This window comes from Halarcobacter anaerophilus (assembly GCF_006459125.1).
GTDB classification, from domain to species: domain Bacteria; phylum Campylobacterota; class Campylobacteria; order Campylobacterales; family Arcobacteraceae; genus Halarcobacter; species Halarcobacter anaerophilus.
Genome location: NZ_CP041070.1, coordinates 992,054 through 1,010,728 on the forward strand (window position 1 = coordinate 992,054; position 18,675 = coordinate 1,010,728).

The 18,675-nt window shown below is 27.3% G+C and carries 15 protein-coding genes; all 15 read left to right on the forward strand.

All coding sequences use genetic code 11. The features are described 5' to 3' along the window. Positions 1–220 precede the first annotated feature (220 nt). The 15 genes from tssA to AANAER_RS05000 are packed head-to-tail and all read left to right on the forward strand — an operon-like array spanning position 221 to position 18,621. Positions 221–1,735 carry a type VI secretion system protein TssA gene (gene tssA / locus AANAER_RS04935; RefSeq protein ID WP_164969374.1) on the forward strand — a complete coding sequence of 505 codons (1,515 nt, stop codon included), beginning with the start codon at positions 221–223 and terminating at the stop codon, positions 1,733–1,735. Positions 1,736–1,743: 8 nt separating this feature from the next. Then, a complete protein-coding gene (tssB, locus tag AANAER_RS04940) occupies positions 1,744–2,232 on the forward strand; it encodes a type VI secretion system contractile sheath small subunit (protein ID WP_044415535.1) in 489 nt (162 codons plus the stop codon). A gap of 17 nt (positions 2,233–2,249) precedes the next feature. Beyond that, positions 2,250–3,725, forward strand: coding sequence for a type VI secretion system contractile sheath large subunit (gene tssC, locus AANAER_RS04945; RefSeq protein WP_129082963.1), 1,476 nt, complete (start codon positions 2,250–2,252; stop codon positions 3,723–3,725). Between the two features lie 2 nt (positions 3,726–3,727). After that, complete coding sequence (tssE, locus tag AANAER_RS04950; RefSeq protein WP_129082962.1) at positions 3,728–4,150, forward strand: type VI secretion system baseplate subunit TssE; 423 nt, start codon at positions 3,728–3,730, stop codon at positions 4,148–4,150. After that, on the forward strand, positions 4,140–5,915 hold the full coding sequence (gene tssF, locus AANAER_RS04955; protein ID WP_129082961.1) for a type VI secretion system baseplate subunit TssF: 1,776 nt from the start codon (positions 4,140–4,142) through the stop codon (positions 5,913–5,915). Before tssE ends, tssF begins: the two co-directional genes overlap by 11 nt. Next, positions 5,915–6,910 carry a type VI secretion system baseplate subunit TssG gene (gene tssG / locus AANAER_RS04960; protein WP_170218432.1) on the forward strand — a complete coding sequence of 332 codons (996 nt, stop codon included), beginning with the start codon at positions 5,915–5,917 and terminating at the stop codon, positions 6,908–6,910. Before tssF ends, tssG begins: the two co-directional genes overlap by 1 nt. Before the next feature lie 10 nt (positions 6,911–6,920). Beyond that, entirely contained in the window at positions 6,921–9,473 is a 2,553-nt protein-coding gene (gene tssH / locus AANAER_RS04965) for a type VI secretion system ATPase TssH (protein ID WP_129082959.1), read from the forward strand. A gap of 9 nt (positions 9,474–9,482) precedes the next feature. After that, complete coding sequence (locus AANAER_RS15130; protein WP_267898132.1) at positions 9,483–9,617, forward strand: hypothetical protein; 135 nt, start codon at positions 9,483–9,485, stop codon at positions 9,615–9,617. Then, complete coding sequence (gene tagH, locus AANAER_RS04970; RefSeq protein WP_129082958.1) at positions 9,618–10,949, forward strand: type VI secretion system-associated FHA domain protein TagH; 1,332 nt, start codon at positions 9,618–9,620, stop codon at positions 10,947–10,949. It begins immediately after the preceding gene. Between the two features lie 10 nt (positions 10,950–10,959). Next, the gene (gene tssJ / locus AANAER_RS04975; protein WP_044415523.1) at positions 10,960–11,412 is read left to right on the forward strand and encodes a type VI secretion system lipoprotein TssJ; all 453 of its coding nucleotides are present in this window, start codon (positions 10,960–10,962) and stop codon (positions 11,410–11,412) included. Continuing rightward, positions 11,412–12,740 carry a type VI secretion system baseplate subunit TssK gene (gene tssK / locus AANAER_RS04980; RefSeq protein ID WP_044415521.1) on the forward strand — a complete coding sequence of 443 codons (1,329 nt, stop codon included), beginning with the start codon at positions 11,412–11,414 and terminating at the stop codon, positions 12,738–12,740. The genes tssJ and tssK overlap by 1 nt, the downstream gene beginning before the upstream one ends. Before the next feature lie 15 nt (positions 12,741–12,755). Beyond that, positions 12,756–13,613, forward strand: a complete 858-nt coding sequence (icmH, locus tag AANAER_RS04985) for a type IVB secretion system protein IcmH/DotU (protein WP_129082957.1) — start codon at positions 12,756–12,758, stop codon at positions 13,611–13,613. Beyond that, positions 13,614–17,090, forward strand: a complete 3,477-nt coding sequence (gene tssM / locus AANAER_RS04990) for a type VI secretion system membrane subunit TssM (RefSeq protein ID WP_129082956.1) — start codon at positions 13,614–13,616, stop codon at positions 17,088–17,090. It abuts the gene before it with no gap. Further along, positions 17,090–17,767: a PP2C family protein-serine/threonine phosphatase gene (locus AANAER_RS04995; RefSeq protein ID WP_129082955.1), complete on the forward strand. Its 678-nt coding sequence runs from the start codon at positions 17,090–17,092 to the stop codon at positions 17,765–17,767. Before tssM ends, AANAER_RS04995 begins: the two co-directional genes overlap by 1 nt. Then, on the forward strand, positions 17,764–18,621 hold the full coding sequence (locus tag AANAER_RS05000; protein ID WP_129082954.1) for a serine/threonine-protein kinase: 858 nt from the start codon (positions 17,764–17,766) through the stop codon (positions 18,619–18,621). The genes AANAER_RS04995 and AANAER_RS05000 overlap by 4 nt, the downstream gene beginning before the upstream one ends. The last annotated feature ends 54 nt before the right edge of the window (positions 18,622–18,675 follow it).

The window sequence follows — 18,675 nt, forward strand, 5'->3', positions numbered from 1 at the left end:
TAGTCCCAAAAAAATTTTGCTTATATTACATAAAAATAATTTAAATATAGATAATATTTATTAAAATATATAAATAATTTAATTATTGAACTTAAAATAAGTTTAATTTAGATTTTAAAATAAATATTATTAATATTTATTGATAATAAATTTATATATTTTAAAGTTTTATATGGTTAAAATTCACAATTAAATTAATAATTGCAAAGGTTTTTTTATTTTGAGTGAGTTGATTTTAAGAGAATTTGAATCTACGCAAAAGTATGGAATTGACTGTAGATATGAAGATTTATACCTTCTTATTGAGCAAGAAGTAGATAAAGATTATAGTGTAACACAAGAGTCAAGTGATTGGAACTATATATATAAAAATACTCAAGAACTATTAGAAAATAAAACAAAAGATTTAAAATTGGCTTCTTGGTGGCTTTTTTCATCATGGAAAAATAATCTATGGGAAGGTTTAGATGACAATTTAACTTTTTATATATCATTTATAGAGAAGTTTAAACAAGAATTGTTTCCTAAGTCTTTAAAGGCAAAAAGTAATATTTTTCTTTGGTTGGAAACTTCATTGACAAATGAAATAATTAATAATGAAACCAATAAAAAATTGCTAATAAAACCTTCATCTTTTTATGAATTGTTTGTTCAATTGGATTTAGTAATAAAAAAATCTTTTGAAAGTAATGATAACAAATTTAGGAAGATAATATCTTTTTTGAAGCCTTTTTTTGATGAAGAACAAAAAAAAGAAGAAGAGAATAAACTTGAAGCAAAAGTAGAAAAAGTAGAGAAAAAAAGTGAAAATAAAGTTGAACTTTCTGTTGATAGATTAACTGAAGTTTCTTCTGATTCTGATGCAATAAAAGTTTTAAATAATATTAAAAAAAGCTCTTCATTATTAGCTTCTTATTATAGAAAAAAAGATTTTACAGATTTAAGAGCATTACGAATCTCAACTTTCCTTTCATGGTTGGAAACAGATGGATTGCCTTATGCAAATGGCAAAAAAACTCTTCTTTATCCTCCTGCTGAACTGGAACTAGATGAGCTTACTTCGCTATATGAAGATGAAAAGTTTGAAGAAGCATTATGTTTGACACAAGAAATAATAGAAGTATCTCCATTTTGGATTGACGGACATTTTTTTCTTTATAATATTTTTGAAAAAACAAATAATAAAAAAATATCAAATGAAGTAAAAAATACTATTCTAAGTTTTCTAAAAACAAATAGTGGAATTTTAGATTTCTTTTTTAACGATGATACTCCTTTTGCATCAAACAGAGTTAAAAAATGGTTAAAAGATGAGTTAAATAAAAATGATGAAAATGATAATTTAAAAGAAGAAAGCAATAGTTCTGATCAAATTATAGAGTCGATTTATGAACTTGCAAATAACGGAAAAATAAAAGAAGCAATGCAAGAAGTTGCAAAACAATATGAAAGTTCTGCAAGCATTGAAGAAAAGTTTAATTGGAGGTTATATCATGCGCAGCTTGCAGTTGAATTTAACAAAAAGGATATTGCATTAGCATTATTGGAAGATTTACAAAAAGATATAGATAGATTTAATTTAGATGATTGGAATCCAAAACTCGTATCAAAGGTCTACTCTTTGATTTTAAACTCATTTACGAATATAGATATCCAAAATGATAAATTAGAACAAATTTATAAAAGACTTTGCAAAACTGATATAAATAGTGCTTTTGAAATAGAATTAAATTAGGAGAAAAAATGGAAAAACAATCAGAATCACCAAAAGAGAGAATTAACGTCACGTATAAACCTGCAACGGGAGATGCTTTAGAAGATGTAGAGATACCTTATAAATTGACAATCTTAGGGGAATATAATCCAAATGAGGAAAAAGTTCCCGTAGAAGAAAAAAGAGCAGTTAAAATTGATAAAAGTAACTTTAATGATGTTTTAAAAGCTCAAAATTTATCGGTGAACTTTAATGTTGATAATAAACTTATAGATGAGGAAGATTCATCTTTAAACGTAAATTTGAAAATCAATACAGTAAAAGATTTTTCACCGGAAAAAATTGTTGAAAATGTACCGGAGATGAAGGTTTTAATGCAACTAAGACAATCACTAATGGCTTTAAAAGGACCGTTGGGGAATGTACCTGCATTTAGAAAAGCAATTGAAAAGGCAATCTCAAACAAAGAAGAGAGAGATAAGTTAATGGAAGAACTTAGTTTAAGTTCAAAAGAATAGTAGTAGAAAGGACAAATATGGTAACTGAAAACATGACTCAAGATGTTTCATCATTAGAAACACTTTCTTTATTAGACGGAATTGTTGCTCAAACAAAACTATCACAAGAAGATGAAACCTACGATGTAGTGAAATCGGGTGTCGGAGCACTAATTGAAGAGTTAATAAAGTCTGATAATGAAGAGGAAAAAGTAAATAAATCAATAATCGATAAAATGATTGCGGAAATAGATGATAAAATCTCTGCACAAATGGATGAAATCCTTCATCATGAAGATTTTCAGGCTTTAGAATCTAAATGGAGAGGTTTGTATATGTTAGTTGAAAGAACTGACTTTAGACAAAATATCCAGATGGAAATTATTAATGTTTCTAAAGAAGAGTTAATCGAAGATTTTGAAGATAGTTTAGATATAACTCAATCAGGACTTTATAAGCACGTATATACAAGCGGATATGGGCAATTTGGTGGAGAACCTGTAGGTACTATTGTTGCAGATTATCAATTGTCTCCTTCAAATGTTGATATGAAATTTTTAAATAAAGTTGCTTCTATTGCTGCAATGGCTCATGCTCCGTTTATTGCTGCTGCGGGACCGAAATTCTTCGGACTTGAAAGTTTTGAAGGACTTCCTGACTTAAAAGATATAGATGATGTTATGAATTCTCCTCAATATGCGGCTTGGAAAGGTTTTAGACAAAATGAAGATTCAAGATATGTAGGATTAACTTTACCTAGATTTTTACTTCGAGCTCCTTATGATCCGGAAGACAATCCAATATCAAATTTTGTTTATAAAGAAGATGTTTCAAAAAATCATGAGCACTATTTATGGGGTAATACTGTATATGCTTTTGCAAGTAAATTAACAAATAGTTTTGCAAATTTCAGATGGTGTACAAATATAATTGGACCAAAATCCGGCGGTGAAGTTAGAGATTTACCTGTACACACTTTTGAAAGTATGGGTGATATTGAAATGAAAATCCCTACAGAAGTGCTTGTTTCAGATAGAAGAGAGTATGAACTTTCAGAACAAGGATTTATTCCTTTAATTATGAGAAAAGGAAGCAATTCAGCTGCGTTTTTTGCTGCTAGTTCTGCTCAACTTCCAAAAATTTTTCCTGATACTCCTGAAGGAAATGAAGCTGCTTTAAATTATAAACTAGGAACGCAATTACCGTATCTTTTTGCAATTACTAGAATGTCTCATTATATAAAAGTTCTTCAAAGAGAGCATATCGGTTCTTGGAGAGAAAGAGCAGATTTAGAAAGAGAACTTAACAAATGGGCAAAACAGTATGTAGCAAATCAAGAAAATCCAAGTGCTGAGATTAGAAGTAAAAAACCTTTTAAGGATATCGCTATTGATGTTGAAGATATAGATAATGATCCGGGGTGGTACAAAGTAAAAATATCATTAAGACCTCATTTTAAATATATGGGTGCAAGTTTTGAATTATCTTTAGTAGGAAAACTAGATAAAGAGTAATTATGAAGGCATTTAAAGGTAGTTTGTTTGAAAGATTGACTTCTGATTTTGATTATAATCAGTATGAAAACATAGAAGAGGCAGTTTATGCCTCTATTGCAAACAATTTATCTCGTATTTTTTCTACAAATGCAGGAAGCTGTGAAATTGCTACAGATTATGGAAGACCTGATTTGAACAATATAAATTTAAGCATGAAAGACTCTATTGAGAGAATAGAGTATTTTTGTGAACTTTGTATAAAAAAATTTGAACCAAGACTTTATAAAACAAGAGTTGCAGTATCAAAACAAAGATTAGCCGTAAATCAAATGAACATATATATAGAGGGATATTTGCTTGTAAACGGAAAAAGCAAAAGAATAAATTTCAAAGCAGATTTATTAAAAAACGGGAAAGTGAAAATATATAAAGATGGTATTTAACGATTATTATAAAAAAGAGTTAATTGCTTTACGAACAGACGGAGCAGAATTTTCTAAAAAAAATCCAGGCTTGTCTAGTTTTCTCTCAAAAGAGGGGCAAGACCCTGATGTTGAAAGACTATTAGAAGGGTTTGCTTTTTTAACAGGGAGACTTCAACAACAACTAGACAAAGAGTTGCCTGAGGTTGCACATACCTTAGTAGAACTGCTTTGGCCAAGTTATACAAGACCTATACCTTCTTTTAGTATTATTCAATTTGAATCGATAAAAGATTCACTGGATAATATAAAAATGTCAAAAAACAGTGAAGTTCTAAGTAAAATAAAACCTGATGCCATTCAATGTAAATTTAGAACGGTATATGACACTGTTGTTATGCCTTTTGATTTAAAAAGTATAAATTATCATATTCAAGGCAAAAGAAGCAGCTTGGAAATGAATATGAGTATGACAGCTTCCGGTAGTTTGCAAGATTTGATTTTCCGTGATTTAAGACTCTATTTAAGTGGTTCTAAATTTGTTGCACAAGATTTATATTTGTTTTTGACAAGATATGTTGAAAGTATTCAACTAATAATAAAAGATTCAGATAAAAAAACTTTAGATGAAATATCAATAAATAAAAATTCTATTATACCTGTAGGGTTTAATTCTTCAGATTCTTTGACTCCTCAACCGTTAAATATTTTTGACGGTTATGTACTTTTGCAAGATTTTTTTTGTTTTAAAGATAAATTTTTATTTATCGATATTTTAAATTTAAATACTATAAGCAGACTTTCTGAAGAGAGTTTGTCTAAAAGTAGAGATTTTACTATAAAAATTAATCTGTTAAAAAAGATGTCTCAATCAAATTTACCTCAAAAAGAGAATTTTTCTCTTTATTGTACACCAATAGTAAATCTTTTTGAATCAGATGCAGTTCCTATAAGAAAAAATTTTGAATATACGGATTTTTTAGTCTTGCCTGCTGATTTGGATAAAAATCATAGTGAAGTATTTTCTATAGAGCAAGTAAGAGGCTGGATTTCTAAAAAAAATAGTTATCAAAACTATCTTCCTTTTGAATCTTTTGAACATATAGATGACGATAATGAGTATTTCTCAACAAGAATAAAGTTATCAGATGATGGAGAAAGAACAAATACTTATTTAAGATTTTCTAATAGTTTTGAAAATGAAAATGATTTTTCAAAAACTAATTCTACGGTTTCCGTTAAAATTCTTTGCACAAATAAAGATGTGCCGTCAAAGCTTCTTTTAGGTGATATTTGCATATTAAATGCTTTATCGAATTCTGCAAATATAGGTTTTAAAAATATTACTATTCCGACAGTTAGTTATCCTCCTCCCATCAATGGAGATTTCCTTTGGAAAATTATTTCAAATATGTCTTTAAACTATTTATCTTTAAATGATATAAAAACTTTAAGAACAATTTTAGAGACATATGATTTTTTCGGTGCTTATGATGTAAAGCAGAGAGAAAAAACATCAATGATGTTAAAAGGAATAGAGAGTATCTCTTATGAAACTTGTGAAATGATTGACAAAGGATTGCCAATAAGAGGTATGCATATTAAGTTAGAACTTGATCCTCATAAATTCTCTTGTATAGGTGAAGCATATTTGTTTGCTTCCCTTTTAAATGAATTTTTTTCATTATACAGCAATATTAACTCTTTTCACAGATTAAGTGTTGATATTTTAAATGAAGAGTTGTTTATTTGGAAACCTAAAATGGGATCACAAGAGCTTATTTAATGGAGACTAAAAATTTAATGCAGTTAGATATAATCAATAAAGAGCTAAATGATTCTATAAAAAAGACTACTTTACCTCAAGCTATTAGAATAACTTGCATAAACTTAAAAAAATTCTATCCTAGATATAAGTTTGAATCCTTATATGAAAAGATACGTTTTAAATCAAATGTAAGTCTCTCTTTCCAAAAATCTGAAATTGACAAAATAGAATTTGTAGAAAAAGAAGCTAATGTTTTTGTAGAAATAACACTTAATTTTTTGGGTATTTTTGGGAGTTCTTCTCCTCTGCCTTCGCATTATAGTGAGATGGTTTTAAATAGTATAGATGAAGATTTTGTATTGCATGATTTTTTAAATCTTTTTAATCATCATTTACAAAGATTTGTATATCCTATTTGGGAAAAACATAGATATTATATTCAATATAAAAAAGATTTAACCGACAGATTCTCAAAATATATACTCTCTTTCTTAGGCTTGCATTTTGAAAGTAATTCAAGTTCTAAATTAAATTTGCAAAAGCTGATTCCTTGTATAGGAATATTAAGCATGAAACATAAATCAGCAGGAACTTTGAAATCTATTTTAAGACATTACTTATCTCATGATGAAATAGAAATAATTCAATGTATTCCTGCAAAATATGATATTCCAAAATGGCAGCAATCATCTTTGGGAGAAAGTAATATTACTTTAGGAGGAGATTTCTTAATTGGAGAATCAATCATAAGTAAGAATCTTAAATTTAGAGTTTTATTAAAAAACGTTAAATCTCATGAGATTATAAAATATAGTATTTTAGGTGAAAAAATGAGTCAGATAAGCGACATCATATCTTTTTCTTTAAATGAACCTTTAGAATATGAAGTTTGCTTAGAAGTAAAAAAAGAAGAAAAAAATCCATTTATATTAAATAGTGAAGAAAAAAACTATTTAGGAATAAATTGCTGGATCGGAGATTCAGCATTTGATGAACAAATTATTATGGCATAAAAGGTAAATAATGAAATTAGAATTGAAGGAATTAATCAACTCTTTGGATATAAATACAAAAAAGTATTTAGAACAAGCTGCACAAAGATGTGTTCAAAGAGGTGGAAATGAAATAATTATTGAAGATGTACTTTACAATATGCTTGAAAATGAATCAAGTATTTTCCGGGCCGTTTTAGACCAATATAAAATTGATTCTCAAGAGATGTTTAATATAATTCAAGCAAGTACTAAGATATCAAACAGTGAAAGCGGAAATCCAATATTTTCCAATCTCTTGGTTCAATGGCTTGAAGATTCATATATTACTAGCAAAATTGAGCTTTCATTGGATGAAATAACAGAATCTTCTTTGATTTTATCTATGTTTAATAATGCAATAAAATATTCAAATACCTCATATTTCAGACTTTTAAAAAATATTGATTTTGAAGAGGTAAAGAGTTTAATAGTAGGTTTAAATGCAGAAGCGATAAACAGACTCTCTTCAAAAAGAAATGAAAATAGAGCTTTAGAAAAAACTTCAGAATTAGAGAAATATACGACGAATTTAACAACTTTGGCAAAAGAAGGAAAGATTGACCCTGTTTTATGCCGAGATGATGAGATAAAACAAGCAATTGATATTTTATTAAGAAGAAGAAAAAATAATCCTATTATGGTAGGTGAAGCCGGTGTAGGTAAAACAGCAGTTGTTGAAGGATTAGCTCTTAAAATAGTAGAAAAAGAGGTTCCCGATTATTTATATTCTGCTCAAATTTTATCTTTAGATATAGGTGCTTTACAAGCAGGAGCCAGTGTAAAAGGTGAATTTGAAAGAAGATTGCAAGCTGTTATCAAAGAGATACAAGCAAGTACACAGTTTATAATTTTATTTATTGATGAAGCGCATACTTTAATAGGAGCAGGGGGGAATGAAGGTGGTTCAGATGCTGCAAATTTGTTGAAACCTGCTCTAGCAAGAGGTGAGTTAAGAACAATTGCCGCAACAACTTGGCTTGAATATAGAAAATATTTTGAAAAAGATCCTGCTTTATCAAGAAGATTTCAGAAAATAAATCTTTTGGAACCTTCAATCGATGATTCTATAACTATTTTAAGAGGAATTGCAAATAAATACGAAGAGGTTCATGGAGTTTATATAGAAGACGAAGCATTAAGAGCTGCATCCATTCTTTCTGCAAGATATATAACAGGAAGACAACTTCCCGATAAAGCAATTGATGTTTTAGATACAGCTTGCGCAAATGTAAAAATAAGCAGAACAAATGTTCCCTATGAATTGCAAAAAATCAAAACTAAAATATTAGAAAAACAAAGAGAAGTTAAACATTTAAAAAGAGATAGTGAAAAATCAATTAAAGATTATTCTAAATTAGTAAATTTACTAGAGTTGGAAATAGAAGAGTTAGAGATGAAAAAGGGGATTATTGAAGAGAACTGGAAAAATCAAAAAAATCTTCTGGAAAATATAGAAAAGAGTCTTGATAAAAAAGAGCAGGAAAAATTACATGAAGAGTTAAAAGAGCTTCAAAAAGAGGGAAGTCTTATATATAAACATGTAACAAAAAATCAAGTTGCGGAAGTCATCTCTTCATGGACCGGAATTCCTCTTGGAAATATGGTTCAAGAACAGATTAAAACCGTTATGGAACTTGAAGAAAAAATGAAAGAGAGAATAATAGGACAAGACGAGGCTATTTCATATTTAAATACATTTCTACAAATTTCAGTATCAGGGTTAAAAAATGAAGATTCGCCAGCTGGAGTATTTCTTTTAGTAGGTCCAAGCGGTGTAGGGAAAACAGAAACGGCAAGAGCCATAGCCGATCTGATGTATGGAGGAGAGAGATTTATAACAACTATAAATATGACGGAATTTCAAGAAAAACATACCGTTTCAAGATTAATCGGATCTCCTCCCGGATATGTAGGATACGGTGAAGGAGGGCAATTAACCGATCCTGTTAGAGTAAAACCATATTCTGTTGTTTTATTGGATGAAATAGAAAAAGCACATCCTGATATATTAAATCTTTTTTATCAGATTTTTGATAAAGGAGTTGCAAATGACGGAGAAGGAAGAATAATTGATTTTAAAAATACGATAATTATTATGACTTCAAATTTAGCAACACAAGAGATAACAAAACTTTGTATGAATAATGAGAACATAACTATGGATGAGGTATCAAAAGAGATAACACCGATTTTATCTTCTTATTTACAACCTGCACTATTAGGAAGAATGAATACTATCCCGTATTTTAATTTAAAAGATGAATCTTTAAAAGATATAACTAAATTAAAATTAAAAACGATAGAAAAACAGTTAAAGAAAAAAGAGATAAACTTTGAGATAGATAATAGATTTTTAGATTATGTAGTCTCTTTAAGTAATACTGTAGACACGGGAGCCAGAAATATTGATTTAATAATTAATACAAATTTGATGCCTAAACTCTCTAAATATATTTTAAAAGCAAGTTTAGATAACGAAAAGATTTCATCGTTATTAGTATCAATAAATGAAAATAATGAAATTTTAATTGAACATGAATAAGGATTAAAAATGAAAAAATTTTTACTATTTTTAACTATACCTCTTATTACTATAACTTTTAATGCTTGTGTTAGTTTTCAAGAAGAGTATAAACCTTTATATCAAGTAAAACCTGAAATAGAGCCTGTAGAGAGAACAAAATAGATGAAATTGATATTTGACATTATAAAAAATGGAAGAGATTTCCCCAAAAAAAGAAATTTTCATTTCAATATGGCTAATGGAATTATAGGAAGATCGGAAGATTGTGATTTTTATTTAGTGGATTCTCAAAATTATATATCAAATCAACATGCAGTTATCGAATACAAACATGGAATATATTTTATAAAAGATATAAGTACAAACGGAACTTTTTTAAAATCTCCTTATAAAAGATTACCTAAAAATATGTCGATTAAAATCAATTCAACAGATATTTTTATTATTGGTGATTATGAAATACAAGCAAGATTTATAGATGATGATTATAGTCAAGACGATATTGTAAGTTATAAATCTCAATTAGAATATTCAAATGTCGAATCTTCTATTAGAGTGCCAAAACAGGTAATCCCCGATGATGATTTTTTCTTAGAAGATAGTTCAATTATGAATAACTCTTTTGTCCCTCAAGAAGATGAAAATTACGACACCAATATTATGAATGTTTTTGAAAAAGAAGAAGAGGAACAATTTGATGATCTGTATGATTTTGAAAAAGAACCTTTTTTTGAAAATGGTGAAGATATTGGTTCAGTATCCAATCAATTAACGCAAGAACATATAAATATTCCTAAATTTGAAAGAGAGCAGAGTGAAATAACTTTTGATGTTAAAAAAAACAAAGAGAGTGAAGTTTTAATAACACAAGAAGAGACAAGCAAAAAAGAAAAAAATTTGCAAATTTATTCTAATCAAGAAGATGAAGCTCTTTTGATTCTTGAAAAAAAATTGGGAATAAGTTTAAAATCTCTAAGTAAAGAAGAAAAAAAAGCCAAACTTGAAGAGATAGCTCAAATTGTAATTAATTCTTTAGACGGTTTAAAAAATTCATTAGAGGTGAAAGATAAAATTAAAAAAGATTTATCAATTGATAATGTGGGTATCAAAAAAGATGATAATCCTGTAAAAATGGGACAATATGCACTGAATCTTCTCAATGATAGATTAGATAAAAACAGTTTAAAACTTTCAGAAGCAATTAAAAAATCTTTTAATGAATTAAATATTCATAATATTGCGCTACACAGATCGAGTAAAAATTTAATAAATATAGCTGCAACTAAATTTTCACCAAAAAGTTTGGAATTATATTTTGAATCAAACGGTGAAATAAACTCATTAATGCCTAAAAAGTATCAGATGTGGGATGCCTATGTAAAAATGTTTAAAAAGATAAATGAAGACCAGGATTTTGGAATAAATTTTATTGCAAAAGATTTTTCAAAAGAATACAACAATATATGTTACACAATAAAATTGACATCAATATAAAAGGAAAAAAATGAAATATTTATATAGATTGCTAGTAGCACTATTCATAATGTTTAGTTTTAATGCGTGTTCTACAAAACCGACACATATTGAACTTGTTATTAATTCTTCAAATGATTTAAATCCGGATATTAATAAAGTTTCATCTCCTTTGATGCTCTCTTTTTATGAGTTAGAGTCTGCTGAAAATTTTATGAAATATGATTATTGGACGCTAGTGGAAGATTCGGGAAAAAATTTGAATAGAGATCTTATTTCTCAAACAAAACATATAATAGTTCCAAATCAACAGCAAACATATAAAATCAGATTTGACAAAGATGCGAGATTTTTAGGAGTAGTTGCAAACTTTAGAGAGATTCAAAATGATTCTAGCTGGAAACAGGTAATTAATTTGGATGAAGATGGATATAACTTTAGTGAATTGAAGTTAGAAAAATTTAGTATTGAAAGAGTGGAATAATGCAAAATAAAGTAGTTTGGAGAGAAGGGTTATTTATCAGACCCCAACATTTTCAACAAAATGACAGATATATAAATTATGAATTGATGACGCGTACAATGAATTCAAGACCGAATAACTGGGGCTTATTTGATTTAATTGTAGATGAAAACTTATTAAATACAGGAAAACTATCAATTAAAAAAGCATCGGGAATATTGCCTGATGGAACACTGTTTGATATAAAATCAAAAGAACAATCTTTAACTTTGGATATAAAAAGCTCAGATTCCAATAAATTGATATATCTTGCAATCCCTTCAATTATACAAGATAGTGATGAGGTTCATTTTGCAGAACAGAAAAATTTACTTACTAGATATAGTGCACAAGTTATTGAAAATGTGCCGAATATAAACTCAGGAGAGTCAAGTATTAGTGATATACTTGTTGCACAACAAAATTTTAAACTTATAACAGAAGACGGGATAAATGATAATTATATAAAAATTGAAATCGCAAAAATAGGAAATATATTGCCAAGCGGAGCTGTCTCTTTTGATGAAACATTTTCTCCTACTTTTCTTCACTTCAACAATTCAAAAAAACTTGTATCAAAAATGAAAGAACTGCTAAGTATGATAACTTATAGAGCAGAAAGATTAGCCGATAATTTAAGTGATTCTTCATTGCAATCGACAGAATTGGGAAATTATTTAATACTTCAACTTCTAAATAGATTTGAAGCAAGATTTAACTATTTTTTGACTCAAGATAGAGTCCATCCCGATTTACTCTTTTTGGAATTGGTATCTTTAAGTAATGAATTAGCTATTTTTATGAAAAAAGAAAAAAGAATTCTTTCTCAAGTTGTTTATAATCATTCTGAACAGTATTCAAGTTTTGAAAGAGTTTTAGATGAATTAAAATCTATGTTAAGTATGGTATTAGAACAAAATAGTATATCCTTGCCTGTTGAAAAAAGAAAATACGGTATTTATATAGCTGTTATAAAAGATAAAAATATTATCAAAAATTCTACATTTATTTTTTCTGTTTCAGCAGATATTTCAACTAAAAAAATCAAAGAAACACTTCTTTCAAGTTTAAAATTAGGAACAATTGAAACAATAAAAAAACTTGTTAATTTCCATCTTGTAGGTTTCAAAATCAGAGCACTTTCCACTCCTCCCAAAGAGATACCTTTTAAAGTAAATCATCTGTATTTCAGTATTGAATTAAGTGAAGAGAATAAAAAAGAGTTATTAAAATCATCAGGTTTTGCATTTTATTTATCTAGTGAAATTGCAAATATTCAATATGCAATCTGGGCAATAAAAAATAATTAGAAAGAGAATTGATTAATGGGTAATAAAACTATTTTAATCTCAAATGACAATAGAAGTAATACTTTGACGAATTTTGACAAAGTAGATATGACGCCTTATGATAATTTTCGAAAACAAAGCAGTACATTTAGAAGAAATAATTTAAAAACAAAAGCAAATGAATATGAAATAAGTTTTAATCCTTTTATCAATGCTGCTTCACCTCTAATAAAATATGTATTAGAAGTTTGCGAAAATAGCAATGATGAAGCACAAATGGATGATATTAGACAAAACTGCATCTCAAAAATTAATTTATACGGTGAAACAGCCTTAAACTACGGTATTGACAATACTGAAGTATTAGTTACCAGATATATTTTATGTACTTTTGTTGATGAGCTTATGAATATGAATTTTTCATCGGGAAATAAAAGCTGGTCAAGCAATAGTTTACTAAATATTTTTCATAGAGAAACTTATGGAGGGGAGAACTTTTTTCATTTATTAGATAAATTTTTAAAGACTTCAGCAAAATATATTCATATATTAGAGTTGATGTATATTTGCATGGCTCTTGGTTTTGAAGGAAAATATAGAGTAATAGATAGAGGAGAGGTTGAGCTTAATAATATAAAAGATAGTTTATTTAGACAAATAAAAATTGTAAAAGGAAGAGACCCTTACACTTTTTATACTTCGCAAGAACCGTCAAAAGATAAATATAGACTTTTTAATAAAATACCTTATTCTCTTCTTTTCTTAGGAATATTTCTTTTCTTAGCCATTATTTATTCAATTTTAACTTTAACCTTAAGTAGTCAAAATAGTGATTTTATGGATGTAGTCAACAATAAAAAAGTTGTAGTAGATAATTTAAAAGGAATAGAATAGATGAAAAAAAGCATATTTAAGACAGTCTCTTTTTGGATTATTTTTATATCCTTTATAGTCTCTTTATTTATAATTTTTGCTTCTGCTTATCTTTTTGATTCTTTCAAAGATTTAAATTTTAGATTATTAGTTGCCTTTTGCATCTTTTTTAGTAGTATTATAGTTGTTTTATTAACTATATTGTTAAAAAAAGAGGAAACACAGGAGAAGATAAAAGAGAAAAAAGAACAGCTTGAATTAGAAAAAGAGTATAAAAAAGTTATAGCTGAAAAAGTTAAAGATTTAAAAAAGAAATTTCATGAAGCAATAAAGATTATTAGAAAATCTTCTTTATATAAAAACAAAAGAAAAGCAAAATATGAGCTTCCTTGGTATTTAATTGTAGGAAATAATAGCGAAGGGAAAACCACGCTTTTAGAATCATCCGGATTAAGTTTTCCTTTAAATGTTGATTACAATAATAAAAAAGTAATAGAAGAGAGCAGTACAAACGCTTTTCAATGGTATTTTGCCGAACATTCGATTTTTATAGATATGCCGGGAAATTATATTGAGCAAAAACAGAATCCCGAAGATCCCATCGTTTGGAAAGAATTTTTAAAAATTTTTACGAAAAAAAGATGGCGAAGACCTATAAACGGGATTATTTTATCTATTAGCGTAGATACAATTTTAGAAAAATCAGAATTAGAATTAGAACAATATGCAAAAGATTTACGAGATAGATTTGATGAACTTTCAAAAGCTTTTATGTCAAGTATTCCTATTTATCTTATAGTTACAAAAAGTGATAGAATTGAGGGCTTCAATGAATATTTTTCATCTTTAACGGAAGATGAAAAAAATGAAATTTTAGGTATTACTTTTGATAGTGAAAATAAAAATATAGATACTTCCGTTATAAAACCTCAGTTGGAAGATTTGTTAAAAAGATTAAACAGTTCTGTTCTTGATAAAATTCATTATGAATGGGAACCTTCAAATAAAGGTAGAATCTTCTCTTTTTGTGATAACTTTTCAAATTTTTTTGAAAAAGCAAATCTTTTTATTGAGATGTGTTTTTCCCAAACAAGATATAGAAAACCTTTATTGCTAAGAGGAATATATTTTACAAGCGTTCCGGGGAAAAGTAATTCTCAAGCTTTAACGACTAAAAACGGATTGGATTATTCAAGGAGTAATACTAAAGGTTTATTTATAAAAAAACTTCTAAATGATATTATTTTTCCTGAATCGGAAATTATCAAAATGGATGATAATTATAAAAAAAAGATAAAAAGAAATCAATATATAACTTATGGATTATCTTTACTTTTTATTGTCTTTTTTAGTTTTTTTATTCTAAAAGATTTTATTACACATAATAATCTATTAACAAAATTGGAAAAAAATTATGAAATATATCTGGATAAAAAGAATAAAATTTTGCCAAGTGATGATTTTAACGAAATCCTTGAAGTTTTAAATAAATTAGATAATATAAAAAAATATAATGATTTAAATACCTCTGATGATTTTTGGAAATTACTTTTTTATAAAGTTGATGAAAGAAAAAGTAAATTACTGCAACAATATCATACGGATTTGGTAAAACTTTTACTTCCTAGAGTTGCTTCTTTTATTGAATATAATATGAGAACCGAATTAAAAGATTTTAATAAAACATGGGATAACACAAAAGCTTATATTATGTTAAACAACCTAAAAAGAAGAGATTCTGAGTTTTTAATTGAATATATGGCATTGTATTGGAATAAAAAATATCCTAATATGCCCCAAATTCAAAAAGAGTTGAATTATCATTGGCAAGATTTATTAAGACTTGGTTTTAACTCTTATGACATAAATCAAGATACTTTGAAACTGGCGAGAAACAGACTTATAAAACTTGGAATAGAGCGATTAACATATAAAGAGATTAAAGCAAGAGTATCTCATATGAATTTAAAAGATTTTACTTTTGCAAAAGCTTTAGGTAATAATGTTTCATCTTTTAGAGGAAATGAATATGTAATTCCCGGATTTTATACTAAAAAAGGGTATAAAATTATGATAAAAGAGGGAATCTCTTTAACTAGACAAGTTTTGAGTAGTAATTGGGTATTAGGAGAAAGAACGGACTTAAATGATATTGAAATAGGTGATTATTACAAAAAAATATTGGCTTTTTATTTCAATGATTATAAAAACTATTGGAACAATGCCTTATCTAAACTGAAAATTGCCTCATATAGTTCTATAATTCATTTGAATAATCAATTATCTTTGTTAAGTTCATCTGATTCGCCTGTTATTAGTGTATTAAGAGCACTAAAAGAAAATACTCAACTTTATACACCAGAAGAAGAACTTCAAATGAAATCAGATGATAAAGTAAAAAATATTGTCGTAAATAGAGTAGCCTCAGGACAATTAACCCGTATTGCAGCAAAAAAGCTTGCAAATAGTTCTTTTTCAATTATGGATAATACCAGTGTAAAAAGTTTAAGAGAATCTTTTTCCCCTTATAATGAACTTCTAGATGATGAATTGCAAGCATCTAGTATATTGAAAAATTCAATTAACAAAATGAATTATACTTATCAACTTATGACTTCAATTCAAGGAGCTATAACTCCCGATTTTGACGCATTTAAAATTGTAAAAAATAGAATTGAAGGTAAAATCGAGCCTATAGTTGTACCTTTAAATTCTTTACCTATACAGGTTAAAAAGTGGTACACTTATGTATTAAAAAGCAATTGGGAATTTTTATTAAGAAATGCAAAATCTTATGTAGATACAAAATATAAAGAAGAGGTATACTCTTTTTATGATGGAAGATTAAAAAATAGATATCCTGTTGATAAAAAACAATCCAAAAGTTTTGTAAAACTTGAAGACTTTGCTGATTTTTTCAAAAGAGGCGGTGTTTTAGACTCTTTTTATAATGAATATTTATCTAATTTTATAACTGTAAATTCAACAACATATGAGTACAACTACAAAAACTTGGATGGAAGTCGTGTTGATATTGATAAAAGTGTTCTTCAAGGGGTTTTAAAAGGATATAAAATAAGAAGAATCTTTTTTAGAAACAACGGTATTTTAGGTTTTGATGCTTTTATTCGACCAAGAGATTTAAGTAGCAATCTTGCTACAATGTATCTTCTTTATAATAATCAATCTATATATTATGAACATGGACCAATAATTAATAAAAAAATTGTATGGCCTCCTAAAAGTCTAAATAATGCAGTCAAATTTAAACTTTTTGATCTAAGCAACGGACTTGTTTCTCAAGAGTATATAGACAATGACTGGGCTTTATTTAAATTAATTGATAATTTTGGTGTTCAAGTTTCTCGTAATAATGAAGCAATATTTACTTACAAAAAAGAGAAATATTCTGCTTCATATTATATAAAAGGTGCAATTGTCAATATGTTTAATAGGGATGGATCTTTATCAAATTTCTATTTAAGTAGGAGTTTATAATGTATTTTAAAAGTTTTTCTTTTACTCATCCGGGACATGTTAGAAAAGTTAATGAAGATGCTTTTTATTCTAGTGATGAAAAGGGTTTATGGATAGTTTGTGACGGAATGGGCGGTCATGATGAAGGAAATTTTGCAAGTCACTTGATAACTGATATTTTTGAAGATTTTGAACTTAAAGGTGATTTTGAAGATAGAATAGCTCTTATGAATAAACAGTTAAAGGTTATTCATTCTCTTTTACAAAGTAAAGTTGAAAAACTAGGAAGCAATGTACAAATCGGCACAACTTTAATGTTACTGCACATTAGTGACGGTAAAGGAGTTTGTATTCATTCAGGAGACACTAGATGTTATAATTTAAGAAACAATATTTTAAGTACAGTAACAAAAGATCATGCAGTAGAAATTGATGATTTCTATGGATATAGAAGAGTTTTAACTTCTGCTATAAGCGCACCGGGGGATTTAAAAATTGAAATTACACGATTTATTGTTCACCCTGAAGATGTTTATTTGCTCTGCAGTGACGGTTTATATGATAATATTTCAAATCAAATTATTAAAACTTCGATGGAAGATTTATCTTTAAAATCAGGAATAGATAAGCTTAGATTTAATGTATTGTCTTCTGTTGCAGATGATAATATTACAGCTATATTGATTGGTAAAAAATGAGCTTACTAGAAGACATAACTAAAAAAAGTATTAAAAAGAAATTTGATAAAAATGAAAAGACAAAATTTCTAAATAAAAAATATTATTGTCTTGATGAAGTGGGAAGAGGAGGCTTAAGTATTGTCTATGAAGGTTTAGATATTTATAGTGAATATTTTAAAAAAAAGTCAAATATAGTAATAAAAACACCAACTAAAGAGTTATTACAAAAAGATGATATTGCTGCTTTTGTTTATGCCGAATACAGGTTTTTAAGAAGATTAAATTTAGACAGTATTGTAAAAGTAATAGATTTCGGTATAGATAAAAAAAGCAAAATTCCTTATTTAGTATTAGAGTATATTCAAGGAGAATTATTAAGCGAAATCTCAATAGCAAATATGGAGTTAAAAACTAAAAAACATATTTTTAAATCATTAATAAAAACTTTAAATTACATTCATAGCAAGAATGTAATTCATGCAGACATTTCACCTACAAATATAATAATAAATAAAGAAAACAATCCTATTATTATTGATTTTGGAATATCTCAAGATATTAAAGAGAATGAAGATATTTCACTGGAATATAAAAAAGTAAAAGCTCTTAATCCAAGATACTGTGCACCTGAATTATTAGAAAATGAAATGAAAAAACCTACAATATATTCAGATATATTTTCATTAGGTACTATTTTATATGAAATTTATGCAAATAAGCCTCTTTTTGAAAAAACTTCAAAAGAGTTATTCTCTTTGCCAATAAAAAAAAGAGATCTCTCTTCAATCCCATTTGTATTAAGAAATTGGTTTAAAAATGCATTGTCAGTTGAGCCACAAAAAAGAAAATTAACAAAAATATACTTTTTTTAGATAAATTTATAATATTTTCAATTCTTTTTGTATAATTTAATTATAATTAAATTA

Coding starts and splice junctions, on each gene's coding strand:
- tssK (WP_044415521.1), top strand. CDS start 11,412: ATGCAAAATAAAGTAGTTTGGAGAGAAGGGTTATTTATCAGACCCCAA.
- tssH (WP_129082959.1), top strand. CDS start 6,921: ATGAAATTAGAATTGAAGGAATTAATCAACTCTTTGGATATAAATACA.
- AANAER_RS04995 (WP_129082955.1), top strand. CDS start 17,090: ATGTATTTTAAAAGTTTTTCTTTTACTCATCCGGGACATGTTAGAAAA.
- tssB (WP_044415535.1), top strand. CDS start 1,744: ATGGAAAAACAATCAGAATCACCAAAAGAGAGAATTAACGTCACGTAT.
- AANAER_RS05000 (WP_129082954.1), top strand. CDS start 17,764: ATGAGCTTACTAGAAGACATAACTAAAAAAAGTATTAAAAAGAAATTT.
- icmH (WP_129082957.1), top strand. CDS start 12,756: ATGGGTAATAAAACTATTTTAATCTCAAATGACAATAGAAGTAATACT.
- tssM (WP_129082956.1), top strand. CDS start 13,614: ATGAAAAAAAGCATATTTAAGACAGTCTCTTTTTGGATTATTTTTATA.
- tssG (WP_170218432.1), top strand. CDS start 5,915: ATGGAGACTAAAAATTTAATGCAGTTAGATATAATCAATAAAGAGCTA.
- tssE (WP_129082962.1), top strand. CDS start 3,728: ATGAAGGCATTTAAAGGTAGTTTGTTTGAAAGATTGACTTCTGATTTT.
- tssC (WP_129082963.1), top strand. CDS start 2,250: ATGGTAACTGAAAACATGACTCAAGATGTTTCATCATTAGAAACACTT.
- tagH (WP_129082958.1), top strand. CDS start 9,618: ATGAAATTGATATTTGACATTATAAAAAATGGAAGAGATTTCCCCAAA.
- tssJ (WP_044415523.1), top strand. CDS start 10,960: ATGAAATATTTATATAGATTGCTAGTAGCACTATTCATAATGTTTAGT.
- tssF (WP_129082961.1), top strand. CDS start 4,140: ATGGTATTTAACGATTATTATAAAAAAGAGTTAATTGCTTTACGAACA.
- AANAER_RS15130 (WP_267898132.1), top strand. CDS start 9,483: ATGAAAAAATTTTTACTATTTTTAACTATACCTCTTATTACTATAACT.